This is a genomic window from Collinsella tanakaei (assembly GCF_021531055.1).
GTDB classification, from domain to species: domain Bacteria; phylum Actinomycetota; class Coriobacteriia; order Coriobacteriales; family Coriobacteriaceae; genus Collinsella; species Collinsella tanakaei_B.
In genome coordinates this window covers 81,011-99,746 of the sequence record NZ_JADYTL010000009.1, presented here as the reverse complement: position 1 = coordinate 99,746, position 18,736 = coordinate 81,011, and the positions used below count along the sequence as shown (strand labels likewise).

Sequence of the window (18,736 nt, the reverse complement as noted above, 5' to 3'; positions counted from 1 at the left end):
ATTCGGGCGGTCGCGGGGTGTAGCTCGCGGCCGCCTGCCGTTTTGCACGATGACCGGATGCGAAGGAGTACATCATGGCAATCGACAAGGAAACCCTGTTCTCGTATGTGGATGACCAGCGCGCCGATCTGACGGGCATGGCCGACCGCATCTTCGACGACCCCGAATACGATGGCAAGGAGTACGACGCGCAGGCTCTGCTCACCGCCGAGCTCGAAGCTCACGGATTCGCGGTGGAGCGCGGCGTGGGCGGCTATGAGACGTCGTTCCGCGCGGTGCACGAGGTCGGCGAGGGCGGTCCCTCCATCGGCCTTTTGTGCGAGTACGACGCGCTCGTCGGCTTGGGCCACGGATGCGGCCACCATATGCAGGGTCCGGCGATCCTGGGTGCGGCATTTGCCGTCCAGCGCGCGCTCACCGACCCCGCGCAGCCCTACAAGCTTGTGGTGTACGGAACGCCCGCCGAGGAGACCCAGGGCGCCAAGGCGTCCATGATCAAAAACGGCTGCTTCCACGATATCGATGTGGCGCTCATGATGCACGGGTCGCCGACGACCTGCACCGATGTCCGCTGCCTTGCCGACCAGACGTTCAAGGTGCATTTCCACGGGCATCGCGCCCACGCCGCCCTCGCGCCCGACCAGGGGCGCAGCGCGTTCGACGCCCTGCTCGTGGCGTTCAACGGCATCGAGTTTCTGCGCGAGCACGTGACCGACGACACGCGCATGCACTACACCGTGAGCGCCCTGCCCGGTCCGTCCAACGTCGTGCCCGCCGAGGCGGAGGGCGTGTTCTCGCTCCGTTCGTTCTCCAAGGAGAACCTCGAGGGCGTCGTCGCGCGGTTCAAGGACATCATCAAGGGCGCCGCGCTCATCGCGGGCGTCGATTACGACATCGAGCTCAAGCACGACTTCTACAACAAGATCCCCGTGCTCAAGCTCAACGAGCTGCTCATGAAGAACGCCGAGCTCGCGGGCGCTCCGCGCCTGTCCGCCCCGCGCGAGAAGACCGGATCGACCGACTTCGGTAACGTCATGTACGAGGTCCCCGGTTCGTGCATCCGCGTGGCGTTCGTGCCGGTGGGAACTTCGTCGCATTCGCAGGAGTTCGTGGACGCCGGCAAGAGCGAGGATGCGCACAACGCCGTGGTGTACGGCGCGAAGACGCTCGCCGGTGCAGCGTGCGACTTGATCTGCGACGCGGCGCTCATGCAGGCGGTCAAGGACGAGTTCGCCGAGAACAAGAAGGTGAACGCGTAGCGGCGGCGCGTTTGCGTCGCAGTCGCATGCGATGCGGTGGACGTGATGTTCTAGCTTGAGGCGGGCCGGCGGATCGTGGACGATCCGCCGGCCCGTTTGTTGCGTGTTTGCGGCTTGCTTTGCCGTTCGCGACGCGCCGCGCCGCGGCCACGGCGCGCCGCGCGAATGCACCGTGGCGAGGCTCGGTGCGCTGCCTGCGGGTGGCGTGGTTCCCGCGAACGAAGATATACGAATCTCAATGCAAAAGAGCTCATTTTATACAACGAATGGAGCTGCCGGTTATGTCCCGTTCGTTCGTTTGCTCGCGGAGTTACAAAATGGGGCTATTTCTAGTTGTTTGACGGCTGTGACGGGGACGCTTCGGGGTGCTGAAGGCCCTGAATACCCTCGCATGGCCACTTTGATGTCATCCGATATGACCGATATGGCAGAGTTGTCAGATTATAGCTACTTATAATGGCCAATATGGCCGTTGTATAAGGTCTGCCTAGTCGAGTGAAAACTAGAAAGTGCGCGTTTTTGTAACTCCGTGCTAAAACGAACGTCTTGGGCGTTCCGAGCGCGCCTTCAAACCCGCACGGTGCCGCCGCCTGAGCGGCGCGTCCGCCCGGTTCTGCGGCGAATGCCGCAGAACCGGGCGGACGTAACATCGGACGGGCGCGACGGCACTGCCATGAAGCGCGCGGCTACCGCCACAGCCCCTTGCGCTTGAAGATCCACGCCGCGATAAGGCACGCGGCGGCGGCGAGCAGCGTGGGGAACAGCCAGCTGTCAACGAACGGCACGCCTTCGAACGGCAGCCCGACGTTCATGCCGTAGAAGCCGAATACGATGTTGGGGATCGCCATGACGATCGTGATGACCGTCAGCACCTTCATGACGATATTCAGGTTGTTGGAGATGACGCTCGCGTAGGCATCCATGGTGCCCGACAGGATGTTGTTGTAGATGTTGCACATCTCCTGCGCCTGATGGACTTCGATCATGACGTCCTCCATGAGCTCCTGATCCTCCTCGTAGAGGGTGATCATGTGGCCATGCATGATCTTGTTGAGCGTGATCTCGGCGCTTTTGAGAGAGGTAGAGAAGTACACGAGCGACTTTTCGAGCGAGAGCATCTGCAGCAGCTCCTCGTTGCGCATGGAGCCGTAGAGGCGCTGCTCGGTCTTGGTGGACAGGCGGTCGATGCGGCGCAGACAAACCAGGTAGCTCTGCGAGATGCGCAGCAGCATCTGCAGCAAAAAGCGCGTGCGCATGCGCGTGTTGACCTGGCGCACGCGGCCGTTGGCCATGTCCTGCACGATGGGGCTCTCCTGCAGGCTCACCGTGACGATGATGCTGCGGTTGCGCAGAAAGATGATGGAGATGGGCAGCGTGGTGTACTGCAGCATCGAGGGGTCCTGCATGTCCTCAACGTCCTCGGCGCTCGGGTAGTCCACGATTACGAGGGTCTGGTTGACGTCCTCGTCATAGTCGATGTGCGAGGTCTCCTCCTCGTCGAGGGCCGAACGGACGAATTCGGGCACGATGCCGACTTCGCGTTCGAGCCACGTCGCCTCCTCGGGTGTCGGGTTGACGACGTTGATCCAGCAGCCGGATTCCGGCGTCTCGATCCTGTTGGTGGCGGTGCCGTCGGCTGTGGTCATGAAGCATTCGACCATGGTGCCCCCTTTCGCGTCCGAAATATCGCGTTTGAGATGAAGCCGCCCGGGGTGCGGCCGCGCTCACGATACCGCATGCAGCGGCGCGGCCGGGCGCGGGCGGGCGAGTATCAGTAACTCCTTACGGGTCCTCCACAGGGAGCGCACGTCGGGACGGCGTGAGTCATGGATCGGGTGCCCGTACTGCAGGTCTCACTCGAAATCGTCACCGGGAGTTTGGTTGAACCGATAGTTCGATATGCGCAGGCGCTACCCGTTCATGCTGCCGTGACGATAAGGGCGCACGGTCGGATCGACGTGTTCGGCACCCGCGGCGCAGAATAGCGCGATCATGTGTTCCGGCAGCTTGCCGTCGCGGAGCCGGGCGAGATCTTCGTGAGCGGCTTCGACCTGCAGCGAGTCGCCGATCAGGCGCGCGCGGACCTGGCGCAGCCCGAGCTCGTGCAGATGATCCTCGCAGGTTCGGATGAGCTCGAGCTTGGACGCGGTGAGCGGCTCGCCGCAAGGGACGCGGGTCGCCAGGCAGGCGCCGGCGGGCATGTCCCACACGGCGTAGCCCCACGCGCGCAGCAGCTCGCGCTCCTCGTCCTTGCGCCAGCCGGTTTCCATGAGCGGGGAACGGACGCCCAGCTCACGGATGGCGCGCATACCGGGGCGGTAGTCATCGGCGTCGTCGGCGTTGCTGCCCTCGAGCACCGTCGGATAGCCGCGCCGCCGCGCTTCCTCGGCGATGCGCGCAAACCCGTGCAGTTTGCAGTGGTAACAGCGGTCGATGGGGTTGGCGGCAACGGTGGGGTCGGCAAGCGGGTCCGTGTCGAGGACGGCGACGGGCAGTCCGAAGCGCCCGGCGTCGCGTGCGAACGAGCGCCGCTCCGGCGAGGCGATAAACGCACTGGACAGATGTACGAGCAGGGTGTCGTCGGGGATGGTCCGCGCGCAGACAGCGGCCAAAAAGGTGCTGTCCACGCCGCCGGAATACCCGATGGCAACGCGGCCATAGGAGCCGAGTAGCTCCTGCAACGCTGCGAGTTTATCGTCCACGATGGCCTCCCTCGATGTGACGCCGGCGCGCGGTCGGCGCCCGATGACGACGTGCGCCGCGAGCCGCATGGTGGTTACAGGAATGTACCCAGGTTGAGGCCGGTGGCGTCGGAGGCCTGCACCGTTACCTGCCCGGTCGTGCTGCCGCGGGTGAGGATGAAGGGGCGCACGAGCTCCTGATGGTTTTCGGCGAGCAGCTCGGCGCGATCGGTGCCGGCGCGCGCCGCCTCGATCTGCTCGATCAGTTGCCGGACGCCGCGGCGTCCCAGCTCGTAGCCGGTGGGGGAGCAGGTGGTGAGGCCGACCGAACCGCTCCAGGCGAGCGGGTTGCCGTCGCAGCCGGCGACGGCGATGTCGTCGGGAACGCGCAAACCGGCGGCGCGGATGCCCTCGATCGCGCCGGTCGCGAGCACGTCGGTGAGGCCGATGACGACGTCGGGGCGCTCGTCGGCGCCCTTTTGCGCCAGGTGGCGGCCGATCATGAAGCCGTCGGGGGCCTGCGTGATCTCGCCGTGGTCGAGGATGTCGAGCTCGATCTCGGGGTAGCGCTCCATGATGGTTCGGATGCCCTGCAGGCGTCGCACGGTCTGCGGCGTCATGGTCCGTCCGATGACGGCGATACGACGCGGGCCGAGCGAGACGGCGTGCTCGGCGATGAGGGAACCCTGCGCCGTGCAGTCGACCGACACGAAGTAGCCCGGCCGGTCGCTTTGGACGTCGAGCACCGCCAGGGGGATGCGCGACGATTGCAGGGTGATGTTGGAGACGTCGGCCGAGGACGCTTGGACGAGCACGCCCGACATCTGCGTGCCGGCGAAGTAGCGGGTGTAGTTGGACTCGAGGGTCGCATCGCCGTTCGCGGTGGCGATGAGCAGGCCGTAGCCCTGTCGCTGCGCCTCGGTGCTCGCGCCGCTGGCGATCTGCAGGCTGAGGCCGTGGTTGAGCTGGGGGAGCACGAGACCGAATGTCCGGTTGCTGCCGCCGGCGAGCAGACGTGCGCTCTGGTTGGGCGCGTAGCCCAGGCGCTGTATGGCGTCGTTGACGAGGGCGAGGGTCTCGGGCCGAACCTTTTCGGGATGGTTGAGTGCGTTCGAGACCGTGCCGAGCGCGACGCCGGCCTCGCGCGCGACGTCGCCGATCGTCACCTTTGCCATACGGAGCTCCTGTCGTCGTGTGTTTTGCGACAGATTGTACCATCGCGCACCGCCCGATTAGAGCGCTTCAATGCGCATGGGGCGGACGACATGTCCCAATTTTCTCCTGGCCCTTTTTGGGACATCAACGCGCGCGAGGAGCCCGCGATGTCCCATTTTCCTCCTGGCCCTTTTTGGGACATCCTGTTTCGGTCGTGTTGCGTCGCTGTGGGCATCATGTGGTATCTCAATTCAAATACCAGTGAGGTCGTGAAAGGGGGTCGTCTCAAGTACAATGAGCATTCAACACGTGAGTTTCGCCTGAGGTCGGCGTTCGAGAGGATAAACCCATATGTGCGGTATTGTTGGATATACCGGAACGGATACAGCGAAGGACATCCTGCTAGCAGGGCTAAAACGACTGGAATACCGTGGGTACGACTCCGCGGGTGTCGCCCTCGAGCGCACGGACCCCGCAGGCGAAACCCACCTCGACGTGATCCGTCGCGTGGGTAAGGTCGCCGGGCTTGAGTCCGAGCTCGAGCACGTGGACGACGAGAGCACGTGCGGCATCGGACACACGCGGTGGGCGACGCACGGCAGGCCGTCGGTCGCCAATGCGCATCCCCATGCGTGCTGCGGCGGCAACATCGCCGTCGTGCATAACGGCATCATCGAGAATTTCGCGGAGCTGCGCGACGAGCTGACCGCGCGCGGTCATGTGTTCGGTAGCGAGACCGACACCGAGGTCCTCGCGCACCTGGTCGAGGAAGCCTACGCGCAGACCCATGAGCTCGTGGCCGCGGTCCGCAAGGCCTGCGAGTGCGTCGTCGGCGCGTACGGGCTCGCGGCGGTGTGCGCCGACGAACCCGGCGTCATCGCGGTCGCGCGTAAGGACAGCCCGATCGTCATCGGGCGAGGCGAGCACGGCAGCTACGTCGCTTCCGACATCATCGCGCTCATCGATGCGACGCGCGACGTCGTGGTGCTCGAGGATGGGCAGTTCGCGCGCCTGGCACCGGAGGGCATCACCTACACCGATGCGCAGGGCGAGCTGATCGAGCCCGAGGTCACGCATATCGACTGGGATATCGATATGGCGGAGAAGGGCGGTTATCCCGACTTCATGCTCAAGGAGATCTGCGAGCAGCCGCGCGTGGTGCGCGACACGCTCGTGGGACGCCTCGCCCCCAGCGGCGAGCTCGACATCGACGAGCTGGGTCTGACGTTCGAGGAGCTCGACCTGATCGACCGCGTGTACGTGATCGCCTGCGGCACGAGCTACCATGCCGGCCTGGTCGCCAAGAACCTGATCGAGGGCTGGGCCCGCATCCCGTGCGAGGTGGAGGCGGCGAGCGAGTTTCGCTACCGCAACCCCATCATCACCCCGTCCACGCTCGTGGTGGCGGTGTCGCAGTCGGGCGAGACGGCCGATACGCTGGCCGCCATCCGCGACGCGCGCATCAAGGGCGCCAAGGTGTTCGGCATCACCAACGTGGTGGGCAGCCCCGTGGCGCGCGAGTCCGACGGTGTGATCTACACCAAGGCCAACAAGGAGATCGCCGTCGCCTCGACGAAGAGCTTCATCGGCCAGATCGTGAGTCTGACGCTGCTGGCGATGCTGCTCGGTCAGGTCAAGGGCAAGCTCACCACCGGGCAGGTCCGCATGCTGTTCCGCGAGCTGGGCGATACGGCGGCGCAGATCCAATATATCTTGGATTCGCAGCGCGAGGCCGTGCACGAGGCGGCGCTCGCCTGCAAGGACGCGCCGTCGGCGCTGTTCGTGGGGCGCGGCATGGGTGCGGCCATCAGCTACGAGGGCGCGCTCAAGCTCAAGGAGGTCAGCTACCTGCATGCCGAGGCCTATGCCGCAGGTGAGATGAAGCACGGGCCGATCGCGCTGATCGATCCGGGCTTCCCGGTTATCGCCGTGACGACTAAGAGTCCGGTCTACGACAAGGTCGTGTCGAACCTCAAGGAGTGCGAGGCGCGCGGTGCCAAGATCATCGCGCTGGCGACGGAAGGCGACGAGGATATCAAGCAGATCGCCGACCACGTGATTTACATCCCGCCGGTGCGCGATGCGTTCTCGGCGATCACGGCGAGCGTGCCGCTGCAGCTGCTCGCGCGCGACGTCGCCGTCATGCGCGGATGCGATGTCGACCAGCCACGCAACCTCGCCAAGAGCGTGACGGTGGAGTAGGCGCGGATCACGGCGGCCACGTGGCTCGGGCCGCCGTAACATAGTTGCTAACCAGGAGCTTCCTGGCATGTGCATAAGGGCGCGGGAGGATTGCAACCCCTCCCGCGCCCGCGCTTTGCGTACGGGGTGTGTCCCAAAAGGGGCCGGGAGAAACCGTCCCATGTCCCAAAAGGGGCCAGGAGAAAATTGGGACATTCTGCCGGTCGAGGGATGAAGCACGGCGCGATCGGCCGCGCCGCATCGCATGCGCGCCGACGACGGGAATGATGCGGGGCTGTGGCGGAAACGGCTACGCCGCCGTGTCCTAGCCGGACTAGATGAGGGCGCGGACGCTGTCGCGTTCGACGAAGGTGGTGCTCATGTGCGTGACGCAGGTGTACTTGGTGGGATGGTCGACCTGCTCGATGAGGCGGCGCACGGCGATGCGGCCCAGATCGGTGCGGGGCACGTGCACGGTGGTGAGCCCGGGGTGCACGATGCCGGCGAACTCGACGTCGTCGAAGCCGACGAGCGAGACGTCGCCGGGGATGTCGTAGCCGCACTCGGTGAGCGCCTTCATGGCACCGACGGCCAGCGCGTCGTTCTCGGCGAAAAACGCCGTGGGAATCTCGGGATCGGTCTTGAGCCACGCGAGCATGTCGCGATAGGCGCTGTCCATCTTGTCGGTGCCGAGCGACACGCGGAATTTGGCCTGCGGCGTGGTGCCGGCTTCGGCCAGCGCGCGCTCGTAGCCGCGTTCGCGCAGCGGGAAGTTGCGGATGCGCAGTCTGCCGGCGAGGTAGCCGATCTGCCGATGGCCCTTTTGCACGAGGTAGCGCACCGCGCGATAGGCTGACCCCTCGTTGGAGAACAGGATGGATTCGAAGAAGTGGTTGTCGCTCTGGCCGTCGACGAGCACGAGCGGCACCGGGGCGTTGGCGAACAGGTCGTAGTCGCGCTGCGTCATCTCGGTGCCGAGCAGGATGATGCCGGCGGTGGGATCGGACATGATGGCGCCGAGCTCGCGCTCGCGGGTCTCGCTGTCGGAGAGCTCGACGGTCGTGTAGGACACGGTGAGGCCGCGGACGCGTGCCTCCTCCTCGATGCCGTTGACCACGGCGAGGCGGAACGAGCCCTCGTCGAGCATGCGGCCGGAGTTGCGGCCCATGACGAACTGGACTTGGCGGAGCTTGCCGCTGCGGCGGTAGCCGAGGTCGGCGGCGACGCGGCGGATGTGCACGGCGGTCTCGTCGCTCACGCCGCGCTTGTTGTTGAGTGCGTTGGAGACCGTGGCGGGGGAGTAACCCGTTAGGCGGCTGATCTCGCGGACGCTGACTTTTCCGGTAGGCATGGTGTCCTCCCGTAACTAAACATTTGCTAAACAAAGACACCGTACTCCTGTTTTCCTTAAAAGAAGTTGTGAGCGGCAAAACATCCCGTGAACGGTAGGTGAACAGATGCGAAACGCTTGAAGCGTTCATTGAAACAAAGTGCTTGCTCAAAGGCGTCAAGATATGGCAAGGTAAATGCCACTGCCGTGCTAGGAATATCCCTTACCGCTCACCAACGTTTTATTACCGTTCGCAGGTTGCGCATGCACAATTGCGTGGCGTCGGCATATAAATGTTTTGTCGATGTTTGGCGAAGCGTTTAGTTAGTGTTTAGCACACAGCCCAAACGGACGCCAAACGTGTTATCGAGGGCGCTTCGGCGCTCGCAAGGCACACGGGCCAGTCGGCCTGCAAAGTTCCGGGATGCGGGAGAGCGTTCCGGGAGGAATGGAAGGGGTATTCCATGAAAGAGGTTTCGAGGCGCAACTTCGTCAAGCTCAGCGCTGCCACGGCCGGTCTCGGCCTGACGGCCGGTGCGCTTGCCGGCTGCAGCGGCGGCGAGAGCGGTTCCGGCTCCGCTGGCGGCAACGGCGGTGGTTCGGGCGAGACCATCAAGATCGGCGTCTCCATCTGGAGCTCCACCGACGCGCTCGGCTCCCTGTCCAAGAACATCCTGGACAAGGCCGCCGGCATCCTGGGCATCGAGCTGTCCTACGTCGACCAGGGCCACGTCTCCGAGCAGGTCACCGCTTCCATCGAGACCCTGTGCGCCGCTGGCTGCCAGGGTATCGTCGTCTGCAACTCCGCCGACTCCGAGATGCAGGCCGCTATCTCCACCTGCGATCAGAACCAGGTCTACCTGGCCCAGTTCTACCGCATCATCAGCGAGGAGAACAGCCCCGAGGTCTACGCCACCGCTCAGAACTCCCAGTACTACGTCGGCGCCGTCCACGAGGACGAGGTCGGCAACGGCGAGAAGCTCATCGAGCTGCTCACCATGGACAACCCCGACGCCTACGAGGGCATCCAGAAGGGCGCCCGCAACATCTGCCTCGAGGGTTGGACGGTCGGCGACGCCACGTTCCAGCAGCGCTGGATCGGCTACCAGAACGGTGTCGAGAAGTGGAACAAGGAGCACGCTGACGACCCGGTGACCATGACCGAGCCGGTCTACGCCAACACCTCCTCCTCCGAGGGCGCCAAGGTCACGCAGCAGTTCGTGAACAACAACCCCGACATGGACGCCCTGATCGTCGCCGGCGGCGGCGGCGACCCGCTGGTCGGCTCCATCGGCCAGCTCGCCAACATGGGCCTCACCGGCACCATCCGCGTCGCCTCCACCGACTTCCTCGAGGACCTCAAGGAGCAGCTCGAGACCGGTGGTATGTACTGCGAGTCCGGCGGTCACTTCTGCGACCCGCTGTACGCGCTGCTGCTCGTCTACAACGCCGTCCGCGGCAAGGAGGGCTACGTCCCCGTCCAGGGCGAGTTCGGCAAGGACATCCAGTTCCCGTACGTGTTCGTGTCCTCCGTCGAGGAGTACGAGAACTACGAGAAGTACTTCGTCGACGACGACCCGTACAACGACGACGAGATCGCCGCTCTGGCCGAGCTGAGCTACGACGAGCTCAATGAGGCCGCGACCTCCCTGTCCATCGAGGACGTTATGGAGCGTCACGCGTAAATCCTCGTTTAGCCATCCTGGAGACGGGGGCAAGTACCCTTGCCGGGGCTTGCCCCCGTTCCCATCGGTATCCATCACCATTGGAAGGAGAGGTGGATGGACGCAATCAAGAAACTCCAGCAGAGCCAGTGGTTCGGCGTGGGCTTCCTCGTCGTGCTGACGCTCATCTGCTGGGCCATCTTCAAGGTGCTGCGCCCCGAGACGTTCGGTTCCCCCGCGCAGATCATGACCTACCTGCAGAGCGCGCTGATCTACGCGGTCGGCGGCTGCGGCATGTACTTCATCGTCACCCAGGGCCTGTGGGACTTCTCGATCGGCTCGGTGCTCGTGCTGTCGTGCCTGCTGTCGATCGGCTTCAGCCAGATGTTCGGCGTCGTGGGCCTCGTCGTGGCCCCGATCGTGTGCGGTATCATGCTCGGCTTCTTCAACGGCCTGGCCTACACGGTCCTGCGCATCCCGTCGCTGATCGTCACCGTCGGCCTGTCGCTGATCTACGAGAGCTTCAGCGTGTTCGCGTCCAACTGGGCCGGTACCCGTCTGGACGCCCAGTACAACATGTTCGGCTCCTACCCGTATAACGTGATCCTCGCGCTCATCGCGTTCTTCCTGTGTGGGTTCATCCTCAAGTACACCAAGGTCGGCACCTACATCAACGCCATCGGCACCAACGAGCTTACCGCCAAGAACATGGGTGTGAACGTCGACAAGTACAAGTTCATCGCGTTCATCCTGTGCGCCGGCTTCGTCGGCATCATGGCCGTCCTGTACATCGGCTACGGCACCGCCCAGACCCCGATGACCGGCATGCTCTCCCAGTCGCTGAACTTCACGCCGCTCATGGGCGCGTTCTTCGGCCTGGCCTTCAAGAAGTACGGCCACCCGGTCGTCGCCATCGTGATCGGCGAGCTGATCATCTCCATGATGTTCGCCGGCTTCGTGGCCCTCGGCATGCCCACTACCATCAACAACGTCGTCACCGGCGCTACGCTGCTGATCGTCGTGACCCTGACCGTCAAGCGCGTCAAGGGCGCTGTCGTCAAGTAAAGGAGGGATACACCATGTCAGATAAGCTGTTGCTTCACGCTGAGAAGATCGATAAGAAGTTCGGCCCCACGCACGCCGTCAAAGAGGTGTCCCTCGACTTCAACGCCGGCGAGATCCACGCCTTGATCGGCGAGAACGGCTCCGGCAAGTCCACGTTCACCAACATGCTCACGGGCATCCTGCCCATCGGCAGTGGCACGTTCACCCTGGACGGCGAGCAGATCGCTCCCAAAAACCAGGTCGACGGCAACCACCACGGCGTGGCCGTCATCGTCCAGGAGCTGGGCACCCTGAACGGCCTCACGGTCGCCGAGAACCTCTTCCTGGGTGACGAGGACCGCTTCATGAAGTACGGCATCAAGAACACCGCCGCCATGAACAAGAAGGCCCAGGAGTTGCTTGACGGCTTCGGCCTGTCCAAGATCCGCGCCACCGCGCCCATCGAGAACTACAACTTCGAGGAGCGCAAGATCATCGAGATCTTGAAGTCCACGTGGTTCGATCCCAAGATCCTCGTCGTCGACGAGACCACCACGGCCCTGTCCCAGGACGGCCGCGAGAAGCTGTTCGAGGTCATGCTCGACGTGCGCGCCAAGGGCCACTGCGTGATCTTCATCAGCCACGACATGGCCGAGGTCCTGCGCATGTCCGACCGCATCTCCATCCTGCGCGACGGTGACTACATCACCACCATCAACGCCAAGGACGTCGACGAGGACAAGCTCAAGACCCTCATGGTCGGCCGCGAGATGGACGATCACTACTATCGTACCGACTACCCCGACTACACGCTCGAGCCACAGGGCGAGATCGCGATCATGATGCAGAACGTGAGCGTTCCCGGGTCGCTCGACAACGTGTCGCTCGAGTTGCACAAAGGCGAGATCTTGGGCATCGGCGGCCTGTCCGAGTGCGGCATGCACGAGGTGGGCAAGGCCATGTTCGGCGCCTCCTACGACCGCGAGGGCATCGTGCAGCTGGGCGACGGCACGCCGATCAACGACATCAACTCCGCCATCGACCACTCCATCGCCTACGCCTCCAAGGACCGCGATAACGAGAGCCTGCTGATCAACGACACCATCCAGGACAACATCACGCTGCCCTCGATGCGTGACATGGGCCTCATCCTCAAGCAGAAGGATCTCAAGGCCTTCGCCCAGAAGTACGCCGACATCATGTCGACCAAGATGGTCGGTGTCGACCAGTACGTGTCCGCCCTGTCCGGCGGCAACAAGCAGAAGGTCGTCCTTGCCCGCTGGCTGGGCAAGCAGTCCGACATCCTGCTGCTCGACTCCCCGACGCGCGGCATCGACATCGGCGTCAAGGCCGACATCTACGCGCTGCTCGAGGAGATGCGCAACCAGGGTAAGGCGATCCTGATCATCTCCGAGGAGATCATGGAGCTCATCGGTATGTGCGACCGCATTCTGGTCATGAAGGACGGCAAGATCAACGGGCAGCTGTTCCGCAGCCCCGACCTTACCGAGCAAGACATCATCGCGAAGATGATTTAAGGAGGCGAAACAGATGGCTTCTACTAATACGAAGGCTGCGGCCGAGACCCAGGAGAAGAAATTCGACTGGCATCAGATCAAGAGCTTCTTGCCCATCATCAGCTTCGTGGCGATCGTGGCGATCTTCGCCATCCTGACGGGTGGTGCGCTGGTCACGCCGCGCAACATCACCCTGATCATCTCCGGTGGCTTCACGCTCATGATCGCGACCGTCGGCGTGTACATGATCATGTCCATGGGCTGCCTGGACTTCTCCCAGGGTTCCATGATGGGCCTGTCCTGCGCCGTGGTCTGCTTCCTGTCGCAGTACAACCCGATCCTCGCGATCTTGGGCGGCATGGCCACCGGCGCGCTGATCGGCCTCATCAACGCCCTGTTCCACGTCAAGGGCCAGGTCCAGTCGTTCGTGGTCACGATGTGCATGATGTTCCTGCTCCGCGGCGTCATCGCCTACATCACCACCGCGAGCCCGGTCTACGCCGCCACCTACCTGACGGCGCTCGCCACCAACACGCCGCTGCTGATCGGCATCGTCGTCGCGGTGCTCGTCGTCGCCTACCTGGTGCTGCACTTCACCGCCTTGGGTTCCAACCTCAAGGCCATCGGCGCCTCCGAGAGCGGCGCCCGCTTCGCCGGCATCAACGTCCAGCGCACGAAGATCATCATCTACGTGGTCGCCGGTGCCATCACCGGTTTCGCGGCGCTCATCAACGCGATCCGCATCGGCTCGGTCACCTCGCAGGCCGGTAACATGCTCGAGACCCAGATCCTCATCGCCCTGGTTCTCGGCGGCATGCCCATCAACGGCGGCGCCCGCTCCCGCTTCTCCAGCGTGATTACCGGCGTGCTGTCCTACCTCGTGTTGCAGCGCGGCCTGGTCATGCTCGGCTTCACGACCGAGATCCAGCAGCTGATCCTCGGTATCGTGTTCGTCATCATGGTTGCGGTCTTCTCCGAGCGCGCGGCCAACCAGGTCATCAAATAGCGACTCGCGGGGGTCGGACGCCCGATCCCCGCTTTGCGCGCGGGCAGCCGGGTATATGCCCGACTGTCCGTTGGGGTGCGAGCGCGTCTTGCGCCCTGTCCCGTTCATCTCTAGAGCAAGGAGAGCAACGCTATGCTCGAGATCAAGAAGTACAAGTTCTATTTCTGCCCGTGCACCCAGGACCTGTACGGCGATGAGGTGCTCCAGCACGTCGCCGAGCACTCCGCCGAGGTCGTGGCTGCACTCAACGCCTCCGACAAGATCCCGTTCGAGGTCGTGCTCAAGCCCAACCTGCTGACCGCCGACGTCATCCAGGCCACGTTCAACGAGGCCAACAACGATCCCGAGTGCGCCGGCATCATCACCTGGGCCCACACCTTCTCGCCCTCCAAGAACTACATCGCCGGCCTGCGCGATCTCCGCAAGCCGCTGTGTCAGTTCGCGACGCAGTACAACGAGGAGATCCCGTACGACACCATCGACATGGACTTCATGAACGAGAATCAGGCAGCCCATGGCGAGCGTGAGTTCGGCCACATCTTCGCCCGTATGCGCTGGGACCACAAGGTCGTCTTCGGCTACTGGAAGGACGAGGCGGCGCTCGCCGAGCTCGGCCAGTGGCAGCGCGTCGCGGTCGGCATCAACGAGAGCCGCAACATCCGCGTGTGCCGCTTCGCCGACACCATGCGCAACGTCGCGGTGACCGACGGCGACAAGATCGAGGCCCAGCAGGTCTTCGGCTGGACTGTCGATGCCTGGCCCATCAACGACCTGGTGCCCTATGTGGACGCCGTCACCCCGGCCGAGGTCAAGGCTCTCGCCGACGAGTACTACGACACCTACGAGCTCGTGCTCGACGGCCGTGACCCCGAGGAGTTCCGTCGTCACGTCGAGGTCCAGGCCCAGCAGGAGATCGGCATCGAGCGCTTCCTCACCGATCACAACTACAATGCCTTCTCCGATCACTTCGGCGATCTGGGCGGCCTCAAGCAGCTGCCGTCGCTGGCCATCCAGCGCCTCATGCAGAAGGGCTACGGCTTCGGTCCCGAGGGCGACTGGAAGACCCCTGCCATGGTGCGCCTGATGAAGGTCATGACCGCCGGCGATCCCAACGCCAAGGGTTCCGCCCTCATGGAGGACTACACCTACAACCTGGTCCCGGGCAAGGAGGGCATCCTCGAGTCCCACATGTCCGAGGTCGACCCGTCCGTGGCCGAGGGCCCCATCGCCATCCGCGCCACGCCGCTGTCCATGGGCGACCGCGAGGATCCGGCGCGCCTGATCTTCACCGCCAAGACCGGCCCGGCCATCGCCACCTCCCTCATCGACCTTGGCAATCGCTTCCGCCTGATCATCCAGGACGTCGACTGCAAGAAGGTCGAGAAGCCCATGCCGATGCTGCCCACCGGCACCGTGTTCTGGACCCCGCGCCCCAACCTCAAGGTCGGCACCGAGGCCTGGATCTACGCGGGCGGCGCGCACCACACCGCGTTCTCCTATGACCTCACCGCCGACCAGATGGTCGACTGGGCCGACGCCATGGGCATCGAGAGCGTGGTCATCGACGCCAACACCAACATCCGCGACTTCAAGCGCGATCTCAAGCTCGGCGAGGTGTACTACCGCTAATCGCAGGCTCGTACCGGCCGACAACGTGGTGCCAGGTACAGACTTGTCAGGTATCATCGGCCGCGTCCCGCCCCGTCGGGGCGCGGCCTCCTTCTTTATAAGGAGAGGCTCATGGCCATGACGAAAGAACAGATCATCGCCGACATCGAGTCCGGTGCGACTGCGCTGGGCATCGAGTACGGCTCGACCCGCATCAAGGCGGTGCTCGTGGCATCGGACAACGAGCCGATCGCTATCGGCGCCTTCGACTGGGAGAACTCGCTGGTCGACGGCTACTGGACCTACAGCGACGAGGAGATCTTCGCCGGTCTCGCCGCCGCGTATGCAAGCATGAAGGCCGATGTCGCCGAGAAGTACGGCGTTACTCTCACCAAGGTCGGCGCGCTGGGCATCTCCGCCATGATGCACGGCTACCTGTCGTTCGACGCCGAGGGCAACCTGCTCGTGCCGTTCCGCACCTGGCGCAACACCACCACGACGCAGGCCGCCCACGAGCTGTCCGACCTGTTCGCGTTCCACACCCCCGAGCGCTGGAGCGTGTCCCACATTTACCAGGCCGTGCTCAACGGCGAGGAGCATGTGGACAAGATCGACTTCTTCACCACGCTCGCCGGCTATGCGCACTGGAAGCTCACCGGCGAGAAGGTGCTGTCCATCGGTGACGCCTCCGGTATGTTCCCCATCGACTCCGAGACCCACGACTACGATGCCGCCATGGTGGCCAAGTTCGACGAGCTCGTGGCGAGCAAGGGCGTTGCCTGGAAGGTCGAGGACCTGCTGCCCAAGATCATGGTCGCCGGCGAGTGCGCCGGTCACCTGACCGCGGAGGGCGCCAAGCTCCTCGACGCCGATGGCGATCTCGAGCCCGGCTGCCCCGTCTGCCCGCCCGAGGGCGACGCCGGCACCGGCATGATCGCCACCAACTCCATCGCGCCGCGCACCGGTAACGTGTCGGCCGGTACCTCCGTGTTCTCGATGATCGTGCTCGAGCACGGCCTGAAGGACGCCACCAGCCCCGAGATCGACCTCGTGACCACGCCGGTCGGCGATCCGGTGGCCATGGTGCACTGCAACAACTGCACCTCCGACATCAACGGCTGGGTCAACCTGCTGTGCGACTTCGCATCGCTCATGGGCGCCGACGTGAACAAGGGTGAGGCCTTCACCAAGCTGTTCACCGCCGCGCTCGATGGCGACAAGGACGCCGGCGGTCTCGTGTCCATCCCGTTCATCTCGGGCGAGACCGTCATGGGCGTGCAGACCGGCTATCCGATGGTCCTGCGCGGACAGAACTCCACGTTCAGCATCGCCAACTTCATGCGCATGAACATCATGGCCGCCTTCGGCGCGCTCGCAGCCGGTAACGAGGCGCTGCGTGCCGAGGACGTCAAGATCGACAAGCTCTACGGTCACGGCGGCATCTTCAAGACGCCGGTCGTCGCCCAGAGCCTGCTCGCCGCGGCGCTCGAGGCCCCGGTGACCGTCATGGCCACCGCCGGCGAGGGCGGTGCGTGGGGTCAGGCCGTCGCCGCCGCCTACATGGCGTGGCACGAGGACGGCGAATCGCTCGCCGACTACCTCGACAATAAGGTGTTCGCCGACATGGAGGGCACGACCATCGAGCCCGATCAGGCCGACGTCGAGGGGTACCGTGCGTTCCTCGCCACCTTCAAGAAGGCCAACGAGGCCGAGAAGGCCGCGGAGCGCGCGTTCGCCTAAGGAGCTGTCGAGCGGGGCATCGCTGCGCGCCGGCGCGGGTGCCCCGCTTCACGCGAACGAGAGAATGCATAAACCGAAAAGGAGCTGAACGTTTAGTGAACGTTCAGCTCCTTTTGTGTACGGCGGGTTACCAGCTGGTCTGTTCGGAGCCGGGGAATGCGCGAGCGGATCGGAAGGCGACGCGGGGCGTCAGATTCCTTCTTATATGAATAGAATGCCAGCTACATGCATGAATGTAATCACTGGTAGAAGCGGATTTGAGGCACCTGCCGTTCACCAACCAGTTTTGACCGTTTAGGGTATGCGACAATCATTTCTCCATAATTCGCCTTATAACTACTATATGCGTGTTTGGCTGGTGTTCGTATGTGTTTAGGCGAGCCGAGCTGGACCGCATGTTTTTCCAAGGGTGACAGGACCCGTACGGCATCCGGGTTCGTCTGCCTGTCGTTTATCCGGTGCGCGATGGAGCGCGCCGGAGTGTATGGAAGGGGATTTCCATGAAAGAGGTTTCGAGGCGCAATTTCGTCAAGCTGGGCGTCGGCGCGGGTCTTGGCCTGGGCGCGCTCTCCCTTGCCGGTTGCGGTGGCGGCGGCGAGACCGCTGGCAGCACCTCCGAGGGCGGCTCTTCTTCCGAGCTCATCACGGTCGGTGTCATCAACAACGACCCGAACGAGTCCGGTTACCGCACCGCTAACGACAACGACATGAAGAACACCTTCAACGAGGAGAACGGCTTCGACGCGTCCTTTGCCTACAGCATGAAGAACGAGGAGCAGATCACCTCCGCGAACCAGTTCATCCAGAACGGTGTCAAGTACCTGCTGCTCTCCGCCGCCGACACCGCCGGCTGGGACACCACCCTGCAGGACGCCAAGGACGCCGGCACCCAGGTCATCCTGTTCGACCGTGTCGTCGACGCTCCCGAGGATCTCTACGTGGCCGCCGTCGTGTCCGACATGGACGCCGAGGGCCAGACCGCTGTCGACTGGCTCGAGTCGCAGGCTCTCGATGAGTACAACATCATCCACATCCAGGGCGCCATGGGCTCCGCTGCCCAGGTCGGCCGCACCGGCGCGCTCGACAAGGCCGTCGAGAGCAAGGGCTGGAATCTCGTCGTTCAGCAGACCGCTGACTGGGACGCCGAGACCGCTCAGCAGATCACCCAGTCCGTCATCGATTCCGGTGAGTCCTTCAACGTCATCTACGCCGAGAACGACGACATGGCCCGTGGCGCCGTGGCCGCCCTCGACGCCTCCAACATCACCCACGGCGTTGACGGCGACGTCATCATCATGGGCTTCGACCACAACAAGTGGGCGCTCGAGGAGGTCATGAACGGCAACTGGAACTACGACGGCCAGTGCAACCCCTACCAGGCCTCCACGATCCTCGAGATCATCGAGCAGCTCGAGGCTGGCGAGGAGCCCGGCGAGAAGACCGTCATCATGGAAGAGGGCTACGCCGACGCTACGAACTGCACGCAGGAGTACATCGACGAGAACGGCATCTAATTCCCGTCTGCCAGTCGCTTAAGAACTGAGGGGAAGG

Annotated in this window: 13 protein-coding genes; 9 read left to right on the top strand and 4 right to left on the bottom strand. The window is 63.9% G+C overall.

Features of this window, described 5'->3' with window-relative positions; genetic code table 11:
* The first annotated feature begins 74 nt into the window (after positions 1 to 74).
* Positions 75 to 1,259, top strand: coding sequence for a M20 family metallopeptidase (locus tag I6E04_RS09035; RefSeq protein WP_235422865.1), 1,185 nt, complete (start codon positions 75 to 77; stop codon positions 1,257 to 1,259).
* A 686-nt stretch (positions 1,260 to 1,945) separates the two neighbouring features.
* Here I6E04_RS09035 and I6E04_RS09030 read toward each other — a convergent pair.
* The 3 genes from I6E04_RS09030 to I6E04_RS09020 all read right to left on the bottom strand — a co-directional run bounded on the left by I6E04_RS09030 (position 1,946) and on the right by I6E04_RS09020 (position 5,115).
* Positions 1,946 to 2,920 (bottom strand): magnesium transporter CorA family protein, encoded by a 975-nt coding sequence (locus I6E04_RS09030; RefSeq protein ID WP_235422864.1) that lies wholly within the window; start codon positions 2,918 to 2,920, stop codon positions 1,946 to 1,948.
* Positions 2,921 to 3,169: 249 nt separating this feature from the next.
* Positions 3,170 to 3,961 (bottom strand): ATP-dependent sacrificial sulfur transferase LarE, encoded by a 792-nt coding sequence (locus tag I6E04_RS09025; protein WP_235422863.1) that lies wholly within the window; start codon positions 3,959 to 3,961, stop codon positions 3,170 to 3,172.
* 74 nt (positions 3,962 to 4,035) lie between these two features.
* On the bottom strand, positions 4,036 to 5,115 hold the full coding sequence (locus tag I6E04_RS09020) for a LacI family DNA-binding transcriptional regulator (protein WP_235422862.1): 1,080 nt from the start codon (positions 5,113 to 5,115) through the stop codon (positions 4,036 to 4,038).
* A 331-nt stretch (positions 5,116 to 5,446) separates the two neighbouring features.
* Between I6E04_RS09020 and glmS the strand changes: the two genes are divergently transcribed.
* Complete coding sequence (glmS, locus tag I6E04_RS09015) at positions 5,447 to 7,297, top strand: glutamine--fructose-6-phosphate transaminase (isomerizing) (RefSeq protein WP_235422861.1); 1,851 nt, start codon at positions 5,447 to 5,449, stop codon at positions 7,295 to 7,297.
* A 313-nt stretch (positions 7,298 to 7,610) separates the two neighbouring features.
* On the opposite strand, the gene I6E04_RS09010 is transcribed toward glmS, so the two are convergent.
* On the bottom strand, positions 7,611 to 8,627 hold the full coding sequence (locus I6E04_RS09010; RefSeq protein ID WP_235422860.1) for a LacI family DNA-binding transcriptional regulator: 1,017 nt from the start codon (positions 8,625 to 8,627) through the stop codon (positions 7,611 to 7,613).
* A gap of 443 nt (positions 8,628 to 9,070) precedes the next feature.
* Here I6E04_RS09010 and I6E04_RS09005 point away from each other — a divergent pair, with 443 nt between their 5' ends.
* The 7 genes from I6E04_RS09005 to I6E04_RS08975 all read left to right on the top strand — a co-directional run bounded on the left by I6E04_RS09005 (position 9,071) and on the right by I6E04_RS08975 (position 18,699).
* Complete coding sequence (locus I6E04_RS09005) at positions 9,071 to 10,291, top strand: sugar ABC transporter substrate-binding protein (protein WP_235422859.1); 1,221 nt, start codon at positions 9,071 to 9,073, stop codon at positions 10,289 to 10,291.
* Positions 10,292 to 10,387: 96 nt separating this feature from the next.
* The gene (locus tag I6E04_RS09000) at positions 10,388 to 11,335 is read left to right on the top strand and encodes an ABC transporter permease (RefSeq protein ID WP_235422858.1); all 948 of its coding nucleotides are present in this window, start codon (positions 10,388 to 10,390) and stop codon (positions 11,333 to 11,335) included.
* Between the two features lie 14 nt (positions 11,336 to 11,349).
* Positions 11,350 to 12,852, top strand: coding sequence for a sugar ABC transporter ATP-binding protein (locus I6E04_RS08995; protein WP_235422857.1), 1,503 nt, complete (start codon positions 11,350 to 11,352; stop codon positions 12,850 to 12,852).
* A gap of 13 nt (positions 12,853 to 12,865) precedes the next feature.
* Entirely contained in the window at positions 12,866 to 13,837 is a 972-nt protein-coding gene (locus tag I6E04_RS08990; RefSeq protein WP_235422856.1) for an ABC transporter permease, read from the top strand.
* A 132-nt stretch (positions 13,838 to 13,969) separates the two neighbouring features.
* The gene (gene araA / locus I6E04_RS08985) at positions 13,970 to 15,466 is read left to right on the top strand and encodes an L-arabinose isomerase (protein WP_235422855.1); all 1,497 of its coding nucleotides are present in this window, start codon (positions 13,970 to 13,972) and stop codon (positions 15,464 to 15,466) included.
* Positions 15,467 to 15,577: 111 nt separating this feature from the next.
* Positions 15,578 to 17,185, top strand: coding sequence for a xylulokinase (locus I6E04_RS08980; protein WP_235422854.1), 1,608 nt, complete (start codon positions 15,578 to 15,580; stop codon positions 17,183 to 17,185).
* Between the two features lie 500 nt (positions 17,186 to 17,685).
* On the top strand, positions 17,686 to 18,699 hold the full coding sequence (locus I6E04_RS08975) for a substrate-binding domain-containing protein (protein ID WP_235422853.1): 1,014 nt from the start codon (positions 17,686 to 17,688) through the stop codon (positions 18,697 to 18,699).
* The last annotated feature ends 37 nt before the right edge of the window (positions 18,700 to 18,736 follow it).